The sequence below is a fragment of the Mycobacterium sp. genome (genome assembly GCF_049278535.1).
In the GTDB taxonomy this organism is placed as follows: Bacteria; Actinomycetota; Actinomycetes; order Mycobacteriales; family Mycobacteriaceae; genus Mycobacterium.
In genome coordinates, this window is sequence record NZ_JBAPMI010000378.1 from 1 (window position 1) to 20,084 (window position 20,084).

Below are 20,084 nucleotides of genomic sequence, written 5' to 3' on the forward strand. Positions count from 1 at the left end.
GCGATGGCCAAAGCGTGGGGGCTGGCTGATACCGAAATGCCTTGGCGCGGAATCGACGTCGGGTCACCGTTCGAGCACGGCAAAGCCGGAATCCTGTACGTCGCAGCCCATCTGCCGCCGCCGGGCCGCGAGGGCACCGGCTCGGCCGAGCAGCTGACCGAGATCGCCGAACTCGTCACCGCGGCGGGTGGGCGAACGCTCGGGTTGTTCTCGTCGATGCGGGCCGCCCGGGCCGCCGCCGACGCGATGGCCGAACGGCTACCGACGCCGGTGTTGTGTCAGGGCGACGACAGCACCGCCGCGCTTGTCGAACAGTTCACCGCGGACCCGGCGACCTCGCTGTTCGGCACGTTGTCGCTGTGGCAGGGCGTCGACGTGCCCGGCCCGTCGTTGTCGTTGGTCATCATCGACCGGATTCCGTTCCCGCGGCCCGACGATCCGCTGCTGTCCGCCCGGCAGCGGGCGGTCGCCGCGGGTGGTGGCAACGGCTTCATGGCCGTCGCGGCCAGCCACGCCGCGCTGCTACTCGCGCAAGGAGCCGGGCGGTTGCTGCGGGGCATCGACGACCGGGGCGTGGTCGCGGTACTGGACTCGCGGATGGCCACCGCCCGATACGGCGGCTATCTGCGCGCGTCGCTGCCTCCGTTCTGGCCGACCACCGACGCCGCGGCGGTACGGGCGGCGCTGACTCGACTGCGGAGTGCAGGCGAAACCCCGCCGGCGTGACGTGTGCACGGAGCACACTGCCGAAAAGAGATCACCGGCAACTGCGCGTAGAAGGAGCCACCCCGATGAACAGATTTCTAGCGGTTCCGGCCCTGCTGACAGTCGGCATCGCGTGCGCCCCTGTGGCGCACGCCTACCCCGGTGATCAAGCCGATGCAGAACAAGCTGTGACGGCGATCTATAACCGGGTGCAGCGTGGCTGCACGCCGAGCATGCCGCCGTCGTTGCAGTCGATCAGTTGGTCGCGGTTCAACCCGGAAAGCGGTGGTGAAGGCCGGATCGTCGACGCCCATCAAGGCTTGGGTGGCCCGTTCATCGTGACGTACTGGAACCCGAAAGTCGGCCCCGCCCAAGACTCCCCGCCTTATCGCGCGTACGGGCAGTGGGGTGTCAACCTCGAGTTCTGTTGAGGCGCACCAAGATCAGGCCAGTGTGACCAGACCCAATTCGGCCCCCGAAGCCAGCATCGGATGATGCGGCAGCACGCGCACGGTGTAGCCGACTGAACCGGCAACCGGCAACGGCGTCGTCGTCGAGAAGATGTGATCGCCGCCGGCCGCGGTGCCGGTGTAGGGCATGTCGACGGTCGCCGGATCCACCAGCGCATCGCCGGTGTCCACCCTGCCGACCACCGCCTGGACCGTGACCTCGTCGGGTCGCAGCCCGGCCAACTGCACGGTCGCGGTCAGGGTCAGCTTGGACCCGAGGATCGGGGTGTCCGGCAAACCGGTGCTGTCGACATCGGTGATGCGGATGTGCGGCCACTCCTCGAATACGCGACGACGATATGCCGCCAGCTCGCGGGCCGGATCGAACGCGGCCTGGCCCTCGCCGTCGACGGCGACCGTCCGGCGCAGCGACTCGGCGGCCGGCAGGTAGTAGCCCTCGGTGTAGTCGCGAACCATCCTCGAGGCCAACACTTTCGGGCCCAGCGTCTGCAATGTGTGACGGACCATTTCGATCCAGCGGCGCGGAGTTCCGTGCTCGTCGCGTTCGTAGAACCTCGGCGCGACGGATTTCTGCAACAGGTCGTAGAGTGCGGCCGCTTCCAGGTCGTCGCGGCGTTGCTCATCGGCGACCCCGGAGGCCGACGGGATTGCCCAGCCGTTCTCGCCGTCGTACCACTCGTCCCACCACCCGTCGAGGATCGACAGGTTCAGTCCGCCGTTGAGTGCGCTCTTCATTCCCGAAGTGCCGCAAGCCTCTAACGGCCGCAGCGGGTTGTTCAGCCAGACGTCGCAGCCCCAATACAGCAGCCGGGCCATTGACATGTCGTAGTCGGGCAGGAACGCGATCCGGTGACGCACCTCGGGCCGGTCGGCGAACTGCACCACCTGCTGGATCAGCGCCTTGCCGCCGTCGTCGGCGGGGTGAGACTTGCCGGCGACAATCAGCTGGATCGGCCGTTCCTCATCGAGCAGCAGCCGTTCCAGCCGGTCCGGGTCGCGCAGCATCAGCGTCAGACGCTTGTACGTCGGCACCCGGCGGGCGAACCCGATGGTCAGCACGTTGGGGTCGAATGCGGTTGCTATCCAACCTAATTCGCCCTCTGGCGCACCACGTTCCAGCCAGGAGCGATGCAGCCGCGCGCGGACGTCCTCGACCAGCAGAGCCCGCAGCTGCGACCGGATCCACCACAGGTGACCCGCGTCGACCTCATTGACCCGCAGCCAGACGCCCGGGTCGCTGAACGAGTCCGATCCGAGCAATTCGCGGCCCAGCTCCAACCACTGCGGTGCCGCCCAGGTGCGCGCATGAACGCCGTTGGTGATCGACCCGATCGGCACCTCGCCGGGGTCGAAACCCGGCCACAGCTCGTTGAACATCGCCCGGCTCACCTGACCGTGCAACAGCGAAACACCGTTGGCGCGCTGGGCAAGCCGCAGACCCATGTGGGCCATGTTGAATTTCTCCGGATCGTCCTCGGCACCCAGCGCGACGATCCTGGCCACCGGCACGCCCGGCAGCAGCACCGACCCGGCGGCGACGCCCGCGCCGTCTGCGGTGTTGCCGGCGAAATACCGCTGCACCATCGCAAGAGGAAACCGGTCGATCCCGGCGGGCACCGGAGTGTGCGTGGTGAACACCGTGCTGGAGCGCACCACGGTCAGTGCGGTATCGAAATCCAAGCCGGCGTCGACGAGTTCACGGATCCGTTCGGCGCCGAGGAATCCGGCGTGCCCCTCGTTCATGTGGTACACCTCGGGCGCCGGCAGGCCTTCGATCGCGGTGTACGCACGGACCGCCCGGATACCGCCGATCCCGGCGAGGATCTCCTGCTGCATCCGGTGTTCTTGGTCGCCGCCGTACAGGCGATCGGTGACCCCGCGCATGTCGTGCTCGTTCTCCGGGATGTCGGAATCCAGCAACAGCAGCGGCACCCGGCCGACTTGGGCCACCCAGATCCGGGCCCGCAGCCGGTCGGAGTCCGGCAGCGCAAGCTCAACAAGTGCGGGCGTGCCCGTGCCGTCGGTGAGCAGCCGCAGCGGCAACCCCTGCGGATCCAACGCAGGGTAGGTCTCGTGCTGCCAGCCGTCGGCGGTCAGCGACTGCCGAAAGTAACCGGAGCGGTAATACAGCCCTACCGCGGTCAGCGGTAACCCCAGATCTGAGGCGGCTTTGAGATGGTCGCCGGCCAGGATCCCCAAACCGCCGGAGTAATTCGGCAGCACCTCGGCGACACCGAACTCCATCGAGAAGTAAGCGATGCCATTGGGCATGGGGGTGCCGTTGTTCTGCTGCTGCTGGTACCACAGCGGACGGTTCAAATAGTCGTTGAGTTCGGCCGCCAACTCATCCAGCCGATCAAGGAACCCGCCGTCGAGGGCCAGGTCGTCGAGCCGGGCCGGTTTCACCGCGCCCAGCAAGGCAACCGGATCGCGACCGCACTGGCTCCACAGCGCCGGATCGATCGCCTCGAAGAGCTCCTGCGTCGGTTTGTCCCACGACCATCGCAGGTTGATCGACAGCTGCTCGAGCGCCGCCAGGCGTTCCGGCAGATGGGCACGAACCGTGAACCGACGGAGGGCTTTCACGCGTCACTACCTTACTGACGCCGGGGCAGGTTTCGCCTCCGGAACGACCCGCTCAACCCGACCTCGGGTGTGGCTCGACACTACGGTGGGTATTGGGCGCACAGGGCTTGGGAAAGAAAAGCCAGCCGAAGACGCACAGGTAGCGGAATCGACCGCGCCCAGAACGACAACCGACTAGCGACTCGCAAAGGAGTAGCAGTGCCCGGTCGTGTCGAGATCGATGACGTCGCGCCTGTGGTGTCATGCGGCGCATACCCAGCAAAAGCCGTCGTCGATGAGGTGATTCCGGTTCGCGCGTCAGTGTGGCGTGAAGGCCACGACGCGGTGGCGGCGACTCTGGTGGTGCGCTACCTGGGACCGCGCTACCCGCAGATGGGCGAAACACGACGGGTCAAGGCGGTGCAGGCGCCCGCGATGGCCAAACCCGCCGCCGAACCGTTCGTCCCGGTCAAGCCGCTGCACCTGCCGATGACGCCGGGCGGCGAGCCGTATTTTTTTCACGGCGCGTTCACTCCGGACGCCGTCGGGCTCTGGACGTACCGGGTGGACGGTTGGGGCGACCCGATTCACACCTGGCGGCACGCCATCGAAGCCAAGCTGGACGCCGGCCAGGGCGAGAGCGAACTGTCCAATGACCTGCTGACCGGGGCGCGGTTGTTGGAACGCGCCGCCACCGGGGTTCCGCGCAGCGGGCGCGGGCCGTTGCTGGCGGCCGCGGCCGCCCTAGCGGCTCCCGGCGATCCGGTTTCGCGGGTCGCGCTCGCTCTGACCCCCGAGGTCGACCAGCTACTGACCGACTTTCCGCTACGCGAACTGGTCACCCGCGGCGAGCAGTACGGGGTGTGGGTCGACCGGCCGCTCGCCCGCTTTGGGTCCTGGTACGAGATGTTCCCGCGCTCGACCGGCGGCTGGGACGCCGACGGCGATCCCGTGCACGGCACGTTTGCCACCGCGGCGGCGGCGCTGCCGCGCATCGCGCAGATGGGCTTCGACGTCGTGTACCTGCCGCCGATCCACCCGATCGGCAAGATCCATCGCAAGGGCCGCAACAACACCGCCACCGCGGTGCCCGGCGACGTTGGATCGCCGTGGGCTATCGGCAGCGATGAGGGCGGCCACGACGCGGTGCATCCGCAGCTGGGCACCATTGCCGACTTCGACAAGTTCGTGGCCGCGGTCGAGGACCTCGGCATGGAGGTCGCGCTGGACTTGGCGCTGCAATGCGCGCCGGATCACCCGTGGGCCACCCACCACCGCGAGTGGTTCACCGAGTTGCCGGACGGCACAATCGCCTACGCCGAAAACCCGCCCAAGAAATACCAGGACATCTACCCGATCAACTTCGACAACGATCCCGCCGGCCTGTACGACGAAGTGCTGCGTGTGGTGCGATTCTGGATGGACCACGGGGTCAAGGTCTTTCGCGTCGACAATCCACACACCAAGCCGCCCAACTTCTGGGCCTGGCTGATCGCTCAGGTCAAAGCGGCTGATCCAGACGTGCTGTTCCTGTCTGAGGCGTTCACTCCCCCGGCCCGGCAGTACGGCCTCGCCAAGCTCGGATTCACCCAGTCCTACACCTACTTCACCTGGCGCACGTCGAAGTGGGAGCTCACCGAATTCGGCCAGCAGATACCGGAAATCGCCGATTACCGGCGACCCAATCTGTTCGTCAACACCCCCGACATCCTGCACGCGAGCCTGCAACACAACGGGCCCGGCATGTTCGCCATACGTGCCGTGCTGGCCTCGACCATGAGCCCCACCTGGGGCGTGTATTCCGGCTACGAGCTGTTCGAGGGCCACGCCGTCGCCGAGGGCAGCGAGGAGTACCTCGACTCGGAGAAATACGAGCTGCGGCCGCGCGACTTCGCCGGCGCGCTCACGGCCGGACGATCGCTGGAGCCATTCATCGCCCGGCTCAACAGCATTCGTAAGCTGCATCCCGCCCTTCAGCAGCTGCGCAACATCACATTCCATGCCATCGACAACGACGCGTTGCTGGCCTACAGCAAGTTCGACCCGGCCACCGGCGACTGCGTGCTGGTGGTGGTGACGCTGGACGCGTTTGGGCCGGAGGAAGGGACATTGTGGTTGGACATGCCCGCATTGGGTATGGAACACCATGAGCGGTTTTGGGTGCGAGACGAGATAACCGGCGAGGAATACCAATGGGGGGCGGCTAACTACGTGCGCATCGATCCGGGCCACGCCGTCGCTCACATCATCAACATGCCGCTCATACCGTCCGAATCACGAACCACGCTGCTGCGCCGGAGGTGACGCCGCGATGAAATCCACTGACCAACTCGCCAAGCCCCACCTGGCGCCAGAGCCCAGTGACCTGGCCCGGCTGGTGGCCGGCGAGCACCACAACCCGCACGGCATCCTGGGCGCCCACGAATACGGCGATCACACCGTCATCCGGGCCTTCCGGCCGCACGCCACCAACGTGGTCGCGCTCGTCGGCGCCGACCGGTTCCCGTTGCAGCACATCGACTCCGGCTTGTTCGCGGTGGCGCTGCCGTTCGTCAACCTCATCGACTACCGCCTCGAGGTGCTCTACGACGACGGACCACGCATCCTGGCCGATGCTTACCGCTTCCTTCCGACCCTGGGTGAGGTCGACCTGCATCTGTTCAACGAGGGCCGCCACGAACGGCTGTGGGAAGTCCTTGGCGCGCATCCACGTTCGTTCACCACTGCGGACGGCGAGGTCGAGGGTGTGTCATTTGCGGTGTGGGCACCCAACGCCAAAGGCGTCAGCCTGATCGCGGAATTCAACGGCTGGAACGGTAACGAGGCACCGATGCGGGTGCTCGGCTCGTCGGGCGTGTGGGAGTTGTTCTGGCCCGATTTCCCGCGCGACGGCCTGTACAAGTTCCGGGTGCACGGCGCCGACGGCTCGATCACCGACCGTGCCGACCCGATGGCGTTCGCTACCGAGGTGCCGCCGCAGACCGCCTCACGGGTGAACGTGAGCGACTACCGCTGGGGTGACGACGCCTGGATGACGGCCCGCGCCAAGTGCAATGCGGTGTTCGAGCCGATGAGCACCTACGAAGTGCACCTCGGCTCGTGGCGACCCGGCTTGTCCTATCGTGAGCTCGCCCGTGAGCTGACGGATTACGTTCTGGCGCACGGATTTACCCACGTCGAGATGCTGCCGGTCGCGGAGCACCCATTCGGGGGCTCCTGGGGTTATCAGGTGACCTCCTACTATGCGCCGTCGTCCCGATTCGGCACGCCCGATGAGCTGCGTGCTCTGATCGATGCGCTGCACCAGGCCGGTATCGGCGTCATCGTGGACTGGGTGCCGGCCCACTTCCCCAAGGACGCCTGGGCGCTCGGCCGCTTCGACGGCACACCGCTCTACGAGCACTCCGACCCCCGCCGGGGCGAGCAACTCGACTGGGGCACTTATGTTTTCGACTTCGGCCGGGCCGAGGTCCGCAATTTCCTGGTGGCCAACGCGCTGTACTGGCTCGAGCAGTACCACATCGACGGCTTGCGGGTGGACGCCGTCGCGTCGATGCTCTACCTCGACTACTCACGGCCGGAAGGCGGCTGGACACCGAACATCTACGGCGGCCGCGAAAATCTGGAGGCCGTGCAGTTCCTCCAGGAGATGAACGCCACCGCCCACAAGGCAGCGCCGGGGATCGTCACCATCGCCGAGGAGTCGACGTCGTGGCCGGGGGTTACCAGGCCGACTACCGTTGGCGGCCTGGGCTTCTCGATGAAGTGGAACATGGGCTGGATGCACGACACGCTCGACTACATCGGCCGCGATCCGGTGTACCGCAGCTATCACCACCACGCGATCACGTTCTCGATGCTCTACGCATTCAGCGAGAACTTCGTGCTGCCGATCAGCCACGACGAGGTCGTGCACGGCAAGGGCACGCTGTGGGGCCGGATGCCGGGCAACGACCATGTCAAGGCGGCCGGGCTGCGGAGCCTGCTGGCCTACCAATGGGCACACCCGGGCAAGCAACTGCTGTTCATGGGTCAGGAATTCGGGCAGCGCGCCGAGTGGTCCGAGGAACGCGGTGTCGACTGGTTCCAACTCGACGAGAACAGCTTCTCGACCGGGATCTCACGTCTGGTAAACGATCTCAACTCGATCTACCGCAGTTCTTCGGCGCTGTGGAGCCAGGACATCAAGCCCGAGGGCTACTCGTGGATCGACGCCAACGACTCCGCCAACAACGTGCTGAGTTTTCTGCGATACGGCAGCGACGGCTCGGTGATGGCCTGCGTGTTCAACTTCGCCGGCGCCGAGCACAGCGGCTATCGTCTCGGCCTGCCCAGCGCCGGGCGGTGGCGCGAGGTGCTCAACACCGACGCGACCGACTACAACGGCGCGGGGATCGGCAACCTGGGCGGCGTCGACGCGACCGAGGCGCCGTGGCACGGTCGCCCGGCATCGGCGGTGCTGGCGTTGCCGCCGATGTCAGCACTGTGGCTGGAACCTGAAAATCCGGCTAGTACAACGCGTTAGCGAGATTGCGTCGCCCCGCTATGACCTCCGGGTCGGCCGGATCGAACAGCTCGAAGAGCTCGATCAGCCGCGTGCGCACGGCCGTCCGCTCGTCGCCCCCGGTCCGGCGCACCAAAGCGACCAGACGGCCGAACGCGCCTTCCACATCTTGGCTGAGGATCTGGACGTCGGCGGCACCGAATGCCGCCTCGATGTCATCCGGCGCGGCATCGGCGACGGCCACCGCATCCGGCGGATGCGCGGTCGCCCGCATCAGAAACGCGATTTGGCGTACCGCGCCTTTGGCTTCGGCATGGTTCGGGTCGGCATCCAGGATCGCCTGATACGAGTCGAGCGCTGCCCCGAGATCACTGTCCTCGAGCTGCTGGCGAGCTTGCGCCAGCGCCGGATCGACTTCGTCCGGCTCGTCGGAATCGGCTGCGCCGCCGAGTTTTCCAGCGGTCGCCGACAGCAGCGAATCGATCCAGCGGCGTAACTGCTCCGGCGGCTGCATGCCCTGAAAGCTGGAAAGCGGTTGTCCGGCAGCCAAAGCCACGACGGTTGGGACCACTTCGACGCCGAAGATCTGCGCTACCCGCGGCGCCACGTCGACGTTGACGCTGGCCAGTAACCACTTGCCGCCGTCAGCGGCGGCCAGGCCGGACAAGATGTCGGCCAGCTGGAGGCAGACATCGCTGCGCGGTGACCACAGCAGGACAACCACCGGCACCTCGTTGGAGCGCAGCAGCACTTCTTGTTCGAAGTTGGTCTCGTTGACCTCAATGCCGGCGGCGGCCACCGGCCCTTCCCCGTGCGTCTCGCCGGCGGGGGGCGGGGGTTGCTTGAGGGCGGAGAGGTCGACCGCGCCGCCGGTCAACGCGGGCCCGATAGGAGGTCGAGGACGGCTCACGGGATCAAGTCTGGCACGCAGCCCTCGATCGCGTTTCACGCGGTTCAGCCCACCGTATGACCAACGTCACACACACTGTTGACGCGCAGATCCGATCGGGGTGCCAGCAAACTTTCCGGCGTGGCGATCGATCCGAGTGCGAGAAACCGTACTGGCCGGTAACTAGCCGGCGCGCAGGATCAGCGCGTCGCCCTGACCACCCGCGCCGCACAATGCAGCAACGCCGTACCCAGAACCTCGCCGGGCCAACTCGAGCGCCACGTGCAGGGTGATCCGAGCACCTGACATGCCGATCGGGTGCCCGATCGCGATAGCGCCACCGTTGACGTTGACGATCTCGGGATCAATGCCAAGTTCCTGCGTCGAAGCCAGTGCCACCGCAGAGAACGCCTCGTTGATCTCCACCACGTCGAGCTGGTCGATGGAGATACCTTCGCGGTCGATCGCCTTCTTGATCGCGTTGGCGGGCTGCGACTGCAGTGTCGAGTCCGGGCCGGCCACCACGCCGTGTGCGCCGATCTCGACCAGCCAGGTCAGGCCCAGCTCGATGGCCTTGTCCTTGTTCATCACGACGACCGCGGCCGCGCCGTCGGAGATCTGCGACGCCGAACCGGCGGTAATCGTGCCGTCTTTGCGGAAAGCCGGCTTGAGACCGGCCAGCGATTCGGCGGTGGTATTCGCCCGGATGCCCTCGTCCTCGGAGAACTGCAGCGGATCGCCCTTGCGCTGCGGAATGCTGACCGGCACGACCTCGTCGGCGTACACGCCGTCCTTCCAGGCCGCGGCAGCCTTCTGGTGCGATCGTGCGGCGAATTCGTCCTGCTGCAGGCGGGTGAACTTGTCGACGTCGTTGCGCTGCTCGGTGAGCGCACCCATCGGCTGGTCGGTGAACACGTCGTGCAGGCCGTCGTAGGCCATGTGGTCTCGCACCGTCACGTCGCCGTACTTGTAGCCGGAACGGCTGTCGATCAGCAGGTGCGGCGCCTTGGTCATGGACTCCTGACCGCCGGCCACCACGACGTCGAACTCGCCGGCACGAATGAGCTGGTCAGCCAGGGCGATGGCGTCGATCCCGGACAGACACATCTTGTTGATGGTCAGCGCCGGCACGTCCCAGCCGATGCCGGCGTCGACGGCCGATTGCCGCGCCGGCATCTGGCCGGCCCCCGCGGTCAGCACCTGGCCCATGATCACGTACTCGACCAGCGAGGCCGGCACGTTGGCTTTCTCCAGAGCGCCCTTGATCGCGATGGCGCCCAGATCGCTGGCGCTGAAGTCCTTCAGCGAGCCCATCAGCTTGCCGACCGGCGTGCGTGCTCCAGCAACGATCACCGATGTCGTCATGACTACCTCCAGAGCGGGGTTCAACAGCCGATCGAGAAGATCGGGAGAAGCGGATTCTTTCCCGTCAGGTTACCGTTACGTGATGACCACCGATCAAGTTGACACCCGTCGAGTACTCAGCACCGCTCTGGTGACGGCAGTCGACCATGTCGGCATCGCGGTCCCCGACCTCGACGCGGCGATCGCGTGGTACCACGACCACCTCGGCATGATCGTCCTGCACGAGGAAGTCAACGACGATCAGGGAATTCGCGAAGCGATGCTGTCGGTGCGCGGCGCGGCCGTCGGCAGCGCGCAGGTTCAGCTGATGGCCCCGATCGACGACTCGTCGCCGATCGCGAAATTCCTCGACAAGCGTGGTCCCGGCATCCAGCAGTTGGCGTATCGGGTCAGCGACCTGGACGCCCTGAGCGAGCGCCTGCGCGAGCAGGGAATCCGCCTGCTATACGACGCGCCCCGGCGCGGCACAGCGAACTCGCGGATCAACTTCATCCACCCCAAAGACGCCGGCGGCGTCCTGATCGAATTGGTCGAACCGGCCGCCGACGCGGACTGACGCGCGCCGACTTTCACGACCACTTTCTGGTCGGCCCGCGGGTAGCTCGATTGGCCCAGCACGGCGTGTGCCAGTGCCGTCGGTCTTCGACGGCGACCTCGCCGAAATCGGCTAGCCACACCACTACATGGGCTGTGCCCGAGCGTATTTCGTGATCACAGCCCGGGCAGCGATAAGTCTTGAGCGCCCGCGCGGCGGCTACCGGTCGCACCTCGTAGTCATGGCCATCCGGTCCGGTCTCAACCCGGCGCGGGGCCGGCAGCGGCCGAAAAGACTGCTGCCCACGCGGTGAACTGCGGCGCCGAGCCATAGCAGCAGTCTAATGAGCCAGTTCAGAACAACCTGAACTCGTCGGAATCCATGCCGCGCATTTGGTCGTAATCCAGTGTCAGACAACGTATTCCGCGATCGGTCGCTAAAGTTTTCGCCTGCGGCTTAATCTGCTGTGCGGCGAACACTCCGCTGACCGGCGCCAGCAGGCTGTCCCGGTTGAGCAACTCCAGGTAACGGGTGAGCTGCTCGACGCCGTCGATTTCGCCGCGGCGTTTGATCTCTACCGCGACTGAGCGCCCCTGCTCGTCGCGACACAACAGGTCGACCGGCCCGATCGGCGTCATGTACTCGCGGCGCACCAGGGTGTATCCGGCTCCGAGCAGCTCGACGTGCTCGGCGAGCAACACTTGCAAATGGGCTTCGACGCCGTCTTTGACCAGGCCGGGATCGACCCCGAGCTCATGGCTGGAGTCGTGCTCGATGTCCTCGACGGTGATGCGGAGTTGCTCGCCGGCCTTGTTCTGCACCACCCAGACGGGCACATCGCCGCCGACCTCCTCGGTGAACCAACACGGCGGGCTCATCCAGTTCAGCGGCTTGTAGGCGCGATCGTCGGCGTGCACACTCACCGAGCCGTCCGCCTTGAACAACAGCAAACGGCGCGCGGAGGGCAGATGAGCGGTGAGACGTCCGACGTAGTCCACAGTGCAGCGGGCGATGACGAGGCGCACGCGACTCACCTTAAGCATGGGCGGCCGAAGCAATTAGGCTGACGCCACCATGATGGCCACCAGGACAGTCGCGCAACGCCTGGGTCGGCTGCTCGAAGTAGTCACTCGGCAGAGTGGTCGGCTGTCGGAAACCCCGGCCTACGGGTCCTGGTTGCTGGGACGGGTCTCGGAGAGTCAGGCTCGTCGGCGGGTGCGTATCCAGCTCATCCTGACCATCTTCATCGTTGGGGCGAACCTGATCGGGATCGCCGTTGCGGCACTGCTGCTGACCGTCGCGTTTCCCACTCCGAGCATCTTCAGCGACGCGCCGCTCTGGATCACCTTCGGCGTCATACCGGCCTATTGTGTGGTCGCGCTGGGACTCGGCATCTCTCTGATCACCCATCGGACCATTGCCGCCCTGCGATGGGCGATCGAGGAGCACGAGCCCACCCCCGCCGATGAACGCGCCACGTTTACGGCGCCGTTCTGGCTGGCGTTCGGGGTCCTCCTGCTGTGGGTCCTCGGCACCGGATTGCTGACCACGCTGTATGGCTTGCATGACAGCACCTTTATTCCGATCGTCGGTTTCTGCGTCAGCGTCTGCGGCATCTTGGTGTCCACCGCGTGTTACCTGTTCACCGAGTTCGCGCTTCGCCCCGTGGCGGCCCAGGCACTCGAGGCGGGACGGGCGCCACGGCGATTGGCCCCCGGGATCATGGGCCGAACGCTGACGGTGTGGTTGCTCGGGTCTGGCGTTCCGGTGCTCGGCATCATCGTCACCGCACTGCTGGGCGGCTTGCTGCTGGACAATTTGAGCAAGACTCAGTTGGCGATCGCCGTTTTGGTGATATCGACAGCAGCACTGATTTTCGGCTTCGTGCTGATGTGGATTCTGGCCTGGCTCACCGCAACGCCAGTGCGGGTGGTCCGGGCCGCGCTCAAGCGGGTGGAAGACGGCGATCTGCGCGGTGACTTGGTGGTGTTCGACGGCACCGAACTCGGTGAGCTGCAGCGCGGATTCAACTCGATGGTCGACGGCTTGCGCGAGCGCGAGCGGGTGCGTGACCTGTTCGGCCGTCACGTGGGACGCGAAGTCGCTGCCGCCGCCGAGCGCGACAAGCCGCAGCTCGGAGGCGAAGAGCGCCATGTCGCAGTGGTTTTCATCGATGTCATCGGCTCGACACATCTGGTGACGAGCCGGCCGGCCGCTGAGGTTGTGCAGCTACTCAACCGGTTCTTCGCGGTGATCGTCGAGGAGGTCGACCGTCACCAGGGATTGGTCAACAAATTCGAAGGAGATGCGGTGCTGGCGGTTTTCGGCGCTCCTAACCATCTCGAGCGACCGGAAGACCAGGCCCTCGGCGCCGCGCGTGCCATCGCCCGTCGTCTCGACAGCGAGGTGCCGGAGTGCAAGGCCGGCATCGGGGTCACGGCCGGTAACGCCGTCGCCGGGAATGTCGGTGCGAAGGAAAGATTCGAGTACACGGTCATCGGCGAGCCGGTCAATGAGGCGGCCCGGCTATGCGAGTTGGCCAAGAACGAGCCGAGCCGATTGCTGGCATCCTCGGGCGCCATCAACGCTGCCAGCGACGACGAGCAGGCCCGCTGGTCGTTGGGCGACACTGTGACGCTGCGCGGCCATGAACAGCCGACGCAGTTGGCGACGCCGGTCTAGTCCGGAACGCCGTAGGTGAACACGGCACGGCTGAGCCGGAGCCAGGCAGCCCGGAAACGATCGGGATCCATGTCGCCGGGCGGGCGACCGAGCAGAACTTCTATCACCGGCACATAACTCAGTGCGGCCAGCAACACCGCGCTGATCGCCTCGGGGTCCTCGATCTCGCTTCCGGCATCTTCGGCGCTGGCCCGCAATGCCTGCCCCATGATCTGGTGCGCGAGCACGAGGTTATGCACCCACAATTCGTCGACCATGTCCCGCGCGGCATCGGGTTCGTGCAGCATCAACCGGATGAGGTCGGCGTTGTCGGTAATCGTCCGCTGTGCCGCCTCGGCGACACTGGCCAGAGCGTCCGATCGTTCGGTCGGCGTGGTGGCCTGCCGCCAGGCCGGCGAGGTCCGCATCCGATCCAGGCCACGGCGCAGCGCGGCCCGCAGCACGTCGCTTTTGCTGCGGAAATGCCGGTACAGCGCCCCAGATCCAGGCGACATTCCGCACGCCTTTTGAATCTCGGCGGTCGAGGTTGCGGCGTAACCGCGGCGGGCGAAAAGCGCGAGCGCGGTATCGAGCAGCCGATCACGACTCGAGGAGTCCGCCGTTTGCACGCAGGTCACCGTACTCGATTGCAAGCTGAGTAGTAAGTAAGTACTCTCTCACCGTAGGGTGTCTCTGTGGGATCCCCGGAAGGGAGACTCGCGTATGAGCTCTCCATTGGTGTCTGCAGTCGCCGACAAACGCCGTGGTCGCCCGCGCGACGAGTCGGCGACCGAATTCCTTCGCGACTTCCCGGCGCTGCTCGCCCTCGGCCGACTCCCCGTCCCCATCCTGGCTGTCGATGACCGCGGCGACATTGCGTTCGCCAACGACGCGTTCGCTGCGATGGTCGGATACTCCCGCGAAGAGCTGGAGGAAATGACGGCGCAGTCCCTGGTGGCGTGCATCGCCCCCACGGATTCCGGCGTTGTCGCAGTGCTACGCGAGCACGCCAATTCGGTCATCCGACTGCTCCATGCAGACGGCTGGACCATGCCGACATTGATCAGCGACTCGGTACTGATCCGCGAAGATGAGCAATTGGCCGTCGTCGTATTCACCGATTTGACCGAAATCGCTTGGGACACATCACCCGATGACGACCTGTTGCCCGGCGAGCCAGAGCTCGCCGCCGACTTCTGAGGGTCCCGCAGAAGACCTCCAGATGGGGTGCGCGATACTGCCCAAATGGTCGACGTTCTCCCCGCCAGGCCTGTCGGATCATTTAGCTTGACGCGACGGCTGGGCCCGTACACCGTGCGCGACCGTGACGGGGTTCGATCGTGAGCACGCGGTTGGCGGACTTCGTCGTCGATCGCCGGATGCTGGCCATAGCAGCGCTCGCCGTCCCCATCGGCGCGCTGGCAGCGGGCGCGGCATGGTGCCTGCTGCGCCTGATCGGGCTGGTCACCAACCTCGTCTTCTATCAACGGTGGGCAGCCGATCTGGTAGCCCCGGGGGCGCAACATCATCCGTGGTGGCTGGTGCTGGGCGCTCCTGTCGCCGGCGGCCTGGTGGTCGGCGTGATGGCGCGGCTCGGATCGGAGAAGATTCGCGGGCACGGAATGCCCGAGGCGATCGAGGCCATTCTTACCCAGGGAAGCCGGGTTGAGCCGAAAGTCGCTGTGTTGAAACCTGTTTCAGCGGCGATCAGCATCGGCACCGGCGGTCCATTCGGCGCCGAGGGTCCGATCATCATGACCGGCGGGGCGCTCGGTTCGATTCTCGCCCAGCACCTTCACCTGACCGCTGACGAGCGCAAGATCCTGTTGGTGTCCGGCGCGGCAGGCGGTATGGCGGCGACGTTCAATTCCCCGTTGGCATCCATCCTGCTGGCCGTCGAGCTTTTGCTGTTCGAGTGGCGGCCCCGCAGTACCGTGCCAGCCACGACTGCGGTTGCAGTCGCGACGATCGTGCGCTCCTTCATCCTCGGCAGCGACCCGGTGTTCCCGGTGACCCAGCACGTCACGCACATTGCTTGGAACATCGACCTGTTGGCGTTCGTCACCGGTGTGTGCGGTGCCGCGATCGCGATCATCGCGACCCGGCTGGTGTATGCCTCCGAAGATGCGTTCTCACGTCTGCCCTTTCACTGGATGTGGTGGCCCGCCATCGGCGGACTGGTGATCGGCATCGGTGGGCTCATCCAGCCGCGCGCGCTCGGCGTCGGTTACGACGTGATCGGTGCGCTGCTGACCGGCCACGCCACGCTGTCGCTCGTCGTCGGGATCCTCATCGTGAAAACGGCGATCTGGTCTTTGTCGCTGGGGTCGGGTACCTCCGGTGGTGTGCTGGCACCGCTGTTCATGATCGGCGGAGCGCTGGGAGCCCTTGTCGGACACTGGTTCCCGGTCGTATTCCCGGGGTTCTGGGCGCTGCTGGGACTAGCCGCCGTCGTCGGGGCTGCGATGCGCGCGCCGCTTACCGGAATCGTCTTCACGCTCGAACTCACCCACGCCTGGCCCGCGCTGTTTCCTCTGATCATCGCGTCGTTCACGGCTTATGCGGCATCGGTGCTGATTCTCGATCGCTCGATTCTGACCGAGAAGATCGCCCGGCGCGGACTGCATCTGACGTGTGACTACACCACCGATCCGCTGGAGGCCTTCTTCGTTGAAGAGGTGATGCGTCCCGCGGCGCCGATGGTTCCCGTTGGAGGCACAGTCGGCATTCGCGACACGTTGCGGCATGCGGCCAACGTCCTGGCCGAGGCAGGCGGGCGGCCGTTGCGGGTGGTGTCGCCGGACGGCAGCGAACTGGGTCACGTGACCATGGACGACCTCCTCGTCGCCCGGCTGCACGACCTGAATGAAGACACGCTGCGGACTCGGCACTTTGTTGCCTTCGCCCGCCAGCGGCCCATCGCCGGCGATCCGACGCCGCAGCCGCCGCCTGCACCGGAGTGAGGCCGCAAAGCTGACGCCATCGCGGCCCACCACCACCACCACCACGATGTCGCTTTCCCGCTAGAAATGTCGGTGGCCGGGTGTAAGTGTCGAACCGTGCACGAAGACTTCGACCGGTGTTACCGAGCCGTCCAATCCAAGGACGCCCGGTTCGACGGCTGGTTCGTCACCGCTGTGCGGACCACCGGGATATATTGCCGGCCCAGCTGTCCGGTGCGACCACCGTTCGCCCGTAATGTGCGGTTCTATCCCACGGCGGCCGCCGCGCAACGCGCTGGCTTCCGGGCCTGCAAACGCTGCCGACCAGATGCGTCGCCGGGCTCGCCGGAATGGAACATTCGCGGCGACCTCGCTGCGCGGGCCATGCGATTGATCGCCGACGGCACTGTGGACCGCGAGGGTGTCGGGGGTCTGGCCGCAGGCCTCGGCTACACCACACGACAACTTCAGCGACTACTGCAGGCAGAGACCGGTGCCGGCCCGCTCGCCTTGGCTCGGGCGCAACGCGCCCAGACCGCGCGGGTGCTGATCGAGACAACAGATTTACCCTTCGGCGATATCGCCTTCGCCGCAGGCTTTTCCAGCATCCGCCAATTCAACGACACACTGCGCCTGGTCTGTGACAGCACTCCGACGGAGTTGCGCAAACGCGCAACTGCTCGACCAGGCCGTGCCGCAACGGACGTGCGATCACCGGGGACGGTGTCGCTGCGCTTGCCCGTGCGCGTTCCGTTCGCCTACGAAGGAGTGTTCGGTCATCTTGCCGCCAGCGTCGTGCCCGGCTGCGAAGAGGTACGCGATGGCGCCTATCGGCGGACCCTGCGGCTACCGTTCGGCAACGGAATCGCCAGCCTCACACCGGCGCCGGATCATGTCCGATGCGTCCTGACGCTCGATGACTTTCGCGACTTGACGACCGCAATCTCGCGCTGCCGGCGACTTCTCGACCTGGACGCCGACCCGGACGCCGTGATCGACGTATTGAGTGCCGACGCCACCCTCGCCCCGGCGGTAGCGAAAGCCCCCGGGCAGCGCATCCCACGCACCGTGGACGAGGCCGAGTTGGCCGTCCGCACAGTGCTGGGCCAGCAGGTGTCGATCAAGGCCGCGCGGACTCATGCCGGCAGATTGGTCGCCGCATACGGCGATCCGGTGTACGACGCCAACGGCTCCCTGACGCATACGTTTCCATCGATCGATCAACTCGGTGATATCGATCCGGCGCACCTGGCCTTGCCGAACACGCGTCGACGGACAGTCACCGGCCTCATCGCCGCGCTTGCCGACGGCAGTGTAGTGCTCAACGCCGGCTGCGATTGGGAAGAGGCCCGCCGGCAACTGCTGGCCGTCCCCGGAATCGGGCCGTGGACCGCCGAGGTGATCGCCATGCGCGGTCTCGGCGATCCCGACGCATTCCCGGCCAGCGATCTCGGATTACGTTTGGCTGCTGAACAATTGGGCTTTCCGACCGATCAGCGAGAGCTGATCGCGCGAAGCCATCGATGGCGCCCCTGGCGTTCCTATGCGACGCAGCATTTATGGACGACGCTCGAGCATTCGGTAAACCATTGGCCGGTGAAGGAGATCGCATGACCCAGTTCCGCACCATCGACAGCCCCATCGGGTTATTGACGCTGGCCGGGCACGACAACGTACTCACCAATCTGCGGATGGTCGATCAAACCTACGAACCGAGCCGCAATGGTTGGTCGCCAAATCCCAAGGCATTCAACGACGCTGTGCACCAACTCAACGCGTACTTCGCCGACGAGCTCACCGCCTTCGACCTTGAGCTCGATCTGCGAGGGACCGAGTTTCAGCGGCGAGTCTGGCAGGCGCTGCTGACCATCCCGTTCGGTGAGACCCGGTCATACGGCGAGATCGCTGCACAGATCGGCGCACCGGGTGCGGCTCGTGCGGTCGGATTGGCGAACGGCCACAACCCAATCGCAATCATTGTTCCGTGCCACCGGGTCATCGGTGCCAGCGGCAGCTTAACCGGGTACGGCGGTGGCCTCGATCGGAAACGGTCACTGCTCGCCTTGGAGACGAGACGTAGCTCCCCGACGTTGCCGCTATTCGACTGACCGCCGGCCGACGAGCGAGCCTAGAAACCAGGGAACGGTCGAGGTGGCGCGCCTGCGGGATTCAGTCCGGGCAGCAACGGCTGCGGGGCGGGAGCCCCGGGCAGACCGAACGGCAACCCAGGCGCCGGCCCTCCAGGCAGGCCAAGCGGCAGTCCCCCGCCGGAACCCGGAAGCGGGAACGGCATGTTGCCATTGGCGACCGAGTTTATCCATCCCGGACACTGCGACTGGATTGCCATCTGGGCCAGGAAGCCGGCCATGGGTGCTTCCAGACCGCCGTGACCACTCATCTGAGCCGCCCCACTCGCCAGACTGCCGCCAGGCTTGACAAGCATGGGGCAGATGGACTGCCCCATCTGCGCGATGGCGCTGCTGACCGGGCCGTTGTTCCCGATGCCGGCGCCGTTGAGGACCGGGGCCATCGGGTCACCGGCCGCATCCGCGTGCGCGGTGGGAATCGACGCCAACACGGCGCTGAACACCGTCGCAGTGACGATTACCGGTCGCAGAATTGCCCCGGATACCGCGACGACGTCAAAGGGGTCCCACCAGGAACGGCTGGTACTCGAACTTCGCCCCTCGGTTGGCCGGCGCAGATGGCCGGCCGTCTTGCTCGCGGTCATGTAGAGCTCCCCTCCGTTAGCACTCCATGCACATAGAGCACAGATGTCACTTTGATAACGTTAAGGTACTTATGTCACAGCAACAACACGATCGGATAACTGTTTGCAACCTCAGCGTTGCGCTACCGCGACCTGCGAGACCCGAATGCAACAATTGCCGGTTTTCCACGGAATGTTTGCTGACAGCGTCAGCGCTCTAGATGCGCAGCGCCTGGCTCGGCTGGCGCGATGTCGCCGCAATAAAAGGTCCTAATACACAAATGCCCGTGCCCCCCAAGGGTTTTGGGGGGCACGGGGCTTGTTGTGTGTGTTCGGCGGTGTCCTACTTTTCCACCCTGAGGGGTAGTATCATCGGCGCTGGCAGGCTTAGCTTCCGGGTTCGGGATGGGTCCGGGCGTTTCCCTGTCGCTGTGGCCGCCGTAACTTTATTGAGGTGTTATTGGTGGTGGGGTGCAGTGGTTTGTGTGTGCGGATTGTGGTTGCGTGTGTGTAAGTTTTCGGCCGGTTAGTGCCAGTTCCCTGCGCTCCTTGCGGGGCTTGTAGGTCTGGTCTATTGATCCCGTGGTCTGCGGGGGGCCTTATCCCACTTGATGGGTGAGAAGCCTGGTCTTGGAGGGGGTTTCCCGCTTAGATGCTTTCAGCGGTTATCCTGTCCGAACGTGGCTATCCAGCGGTGCCCCTGGTGGGACAACTGGTGGACCAGAGGTTCGTCCGTCC

General features: G+C 65.7%; 17 protein-coding genes and 2 rRNA genes. 10 read left to right on the forward strand and 9 right to left on the reverse strand.

The annotated features are described in order from the left end of the window. Positions 1-726, forward strand: a 726-nt coding sequence (locus WAO18_RS24500) for an ATP-dependent DNA helicase (protein WP_422208820.1), incomplete at its 5' end; no start/stop codon positions are given. A gap of 65 nt (positions 727-791) precedes the next feature. Beyond that, on the forward strand, positions 792-1,136 hold the full coding sequence (locus WAO18_RS24505; protein ID WP_422208821.1) for a hypothetical protein: 345 nt from the start codon (positions 792-794) through the stop codon (positions 1,134-1,136). A gap of 12 nt (positions 1,137-1,148) precedes the next feature. On the opposite strand, the gene WAO18_RS24510 is transcribed toward WAO18_RS24505, so the two are convergent. After that, positions 1,149-3,761, reverse strand: a complete 2,613-nt coding sequence (locus WAO18_RS24510; protein ID WP_422208822.1) for a glycosyltransferase family 1 protein — start codon at positions 3,759-3,761, stop codon at positions 1,149-1,151. Between the two features lie 198 nt (positions 3,762-3,959). Here WAO18_RS24510 and WAO18_RS24515 point away from each other — a divergent pair, with 198 nt between their 5' ends. Both WAO18_RS24515 and glgB read left to right on the forward strand, forming a co-directional pair. Further along, entirely contained in the window at positions 3,960-6,044 is a 2,085-nt protein-coding gene (locus WAO18_RS24515) for an alpha-1,4-glucan--maltose-1-phosphate maltosyltransferase (protein WP_422208823.1), read from the forward strand. Positions 6,045-6,051: 7 nt separating this feature from the next. Beyond that, positions 6,052-8,265: a 1,4-alpha-glucan branching protein GlgB gene (glgB, locus tag WAO18_RS24520; RefSeq protein ID WP_422208824.1), complete on the forward strand. Its 2,214-nt coding sequence runs from the start codon at positions 6,052-6,054 to the stop codon at positions 8,263-8,265. Here glgB and WAO18_RS24525 read toward each other — a convergent pair. Both WAO18_RS24525 and WAO18_RS24530 read right to left on the reverse strand, forming a co-directional pair. After that, positions 8,249-9,154, reverse strand: coding sequence for a co-chaperone YbbN (locus WAO18_RS24525; RefSeq protein WP_422208825.1), 906 nt, complete (start codon positions 9,152-9,154; stop codon positions 8,249-8,251). The genes glgB and WAO18_RS24525 overlap by 17 nt on opposite strands. 162 nt (positions 9,155-9,316) lie before the next feature. Then, complete coding sequence (locus tag WAO18_RS24530; protein ID WP_422208826.1) at positions 9,317-10,498, reverse strand: acetyl-CoA C-acetyltransferase; 1,182 nt, start codon at positions 10,496-10,498, stop codon at positions 9,317-9,319. Positions 10,499-10,577: 79 nt separating this feature from the next. Between WAO18_RS24530 and mce the strand changes: the two genes are divergently transcribed. Further along, a complete protein-coding gene (gene mce / locus WAO18_RS24535) occupies positions 10,578-11,054 on the forward strand; it encodes a methylmalonyl-CoA epimerase (RefSeq protein WP_422208827.1) in 477 nt (158 codons plus the stop codon). Positions 11,055-11,067: 13 nt separating this feature from the next. Here the strand turns inward: mce and WAO18_RS24540 are convergent, their stop codons facing one another. Together WAO18_RS24540 and nucS are read right to left on the reverse strand one after the other, a co-directional pair. Further along, positions 11,068-11,364: a hypothetical protein gene (locus WAO18_RS24540; protein ID WP_422208828.1), complete on the reverse strand. Its 297-nt coding sequence runs from the start codon at positions 11,362-11,364 to the stop codon at positions 11,068-11,070. Between the two features lie 22 nt (positions 11,365-11,386). Continuing rightward, entirely contained in the window at positions 11,387-12,058 is a 672-nt protein-coding gene (gene nucS, locus WAO18_RS24545) for an endonuclease NucS (RefSeq protein ID WP_422208829.1), read from the reverse strand. Between the two features lie 49 nt (positions 12,059-12,107). On the opposite strand from nucS, the gene WAO18_RS24550 reads away from it, so the two are divergent. Continuing rightward, on the forward strand, positions 12,108-13,715 hold the full coding sequence (locus WAO18_RS24550; protein WP_422208830.1) for an adenylate/guanylate cyclase domain-containing protein: 1,608 nt from the start codon (positions 12,108-12,110) through the stop codon (positions 13,713-13,715). Here WAO18_RS24550 and WAO18_RS24555 read toward each other — a convergent pair. Next, positions 13,712-14,323: a TetR/AcrR family transcriptional regulator gene (locus tag WAO18_RS24555; protein WP_422208831.1), complete on the reverse strand. Its 612-nt coding sequence runs from the start codon at positions 14,321-14,323 to the stop codon at positions 13,712-13,714. The genes WAO18_RS24550 and WAO18_RS24555 overlap by 4 nt on opposite strands. 94 nt (positions 14,324-14,417) lie before the next feature. Here WAO18_RS24555 and WAO18_RS24560 point away from each other — a divergent pair, with 94 nt between their 5' ends. From WAO18_RS24560 to WAO18_RS24575, 4 genes are all read left to right on the forward strand, one after another. Then, the gene (locus tag WAO18_RS24560) at positions 14,418-14,894 is read left to right on the forward strand and encodes a PAS domain-containing protein (protein ID WP_422208832.1); all 477 of its coding nucleotides are present in this window, start codon (positions 14,418-14,420) and stop codon (positions 14,892-14,894) included. Positions 14,895-15,034: 140 nt separating this feature from the next. Then, entirely contained in the window at positions 15,035-16,657 is a 1,623-nt protein-coding gene (locus WAO18_RS24565) for a chloride channel protein (protein WP_422208833.1), read from the forward strand. A gap of 96 nt (positions 16,658-16,753) precedes the next feature. Further along, positions 16,754-18,250 (forward strand): DNA-3-methyladenine glycosylase 2 family protein, encoded by a 1,497-nt coding sequence (locus WAO18_RS24570; RefSeq protein ID WP_422208834.1) that lies wholly within the window; start codon positions 16,754-16,756, stop codon positions 18,248-18,250. After that, complete coding sequence (locus WAO18_RS24575; protein WP_422208835.1) at positions 18,247-18,744, forward strand: methylated-DNA--[protein]-cysteine S-methyltransferase; 498 nt, start codon at positions 18,247-18,249, stop codon at positions 18,742-18,744. The genes WAO18_RS24570 and WAO18_RS24575 overlap by 4 nt, the downstream gene beginning before the upstream one ends. Before the next feature lie 20 nt (positions 18,745-18,764). Here WAO18_RS24575 and WAO18_RS24580 read toward each other — a convergent pair whose 3' ends face one another. The 3 genes from WAO18_RS24580 to WAO18_RS24590 form a co-directional block, all read right to left on the reverse strand. Further along, entirely contained in the window at positions 18,765-19,367 is a 603-nt protein-coding gene (locus WAO18_RS24580) for a hypothetical protein (protein WP_422208836.1), read from the reverse strand. Between the two features lie 309 nt (positions 19,368-19,676). Then, positions 19,677-19,789 (reverse strand): 5S ribosomal RNA (gene rrf / locus WAO18_RS24585). A gap of 63 nt (positions 19,790-19,852) precedes the next feature. After that, positions 19,853-20,084, reverse strand: a 23S ribosomal RNA gene (locus tag WAO18_RS24590); the annotation flags it as partial.